The organism is Vibrio sp. 10N.222.46.A1 (assembly GCF_041473595.1).
In the GTDB taxonomy this organism is placed as follows: domain Bacteria; phylum Pseudomonadota; class Gammaproteobacteria; order Enterobacterales; family Vibrionaceae; genus Vibrio; species Vibrio tasmaniensis_A.
This window is the reverse complement of the sequence record NZ_JBFRSN010001724.1, coordinates 1-342: the sequence shown is the minus strand read 5'-3', so window position 1 is coordinate 342 and position 342 is coordinate 1. Positions and strand designations below refer to the sequence as shown.

Sequence of the window (342 nt, the reverse complement as noted above, 5' to 3'; positions counted from 1 at the left end):
AATCATGCTGTGCGGTTCGTTTTCCAAATCATTGTCGCCCGGCTTTCGAATCGGTTGGGTAGTTGCAAGGAAACAAGCGTTAAAGATTCAGAGATTGCAGCACCTATCGACACTCTCCAGCAGTATTCCGATTCAGCTTGGCTTGTCTCACTACCTGACGTTTTATAGTTATGACAACCACCTTAAAAAGCTTCGTAAACTGCTGAATGAAAGGAAGAAGGCGCATATAGCACTTCTCGAATCCAGTTTGCCTACGAGTGCTCTGATTCATAAAAGCCAAGGTGGTTATTTCCTTTGGATAGAGCTGCCTCATTCTGTTTGTGTAGAGAGGCTTTATGAGCG

Annotated in this window: 1 protein-coding gene; it reads left to right on the top strand. The window is 44.4% G+C overall.

Annotated elements, in window-relative coordinates:
• Nucleotides 1-342 (top strand): aminotransferase class I/II-fold pyridoxal phosphate-dependent enzyme (locus AB4496_RS29025; RefSeq protein WP_372133580.1); only part of this gene is annotated, 342 nt, incomplete at both ends.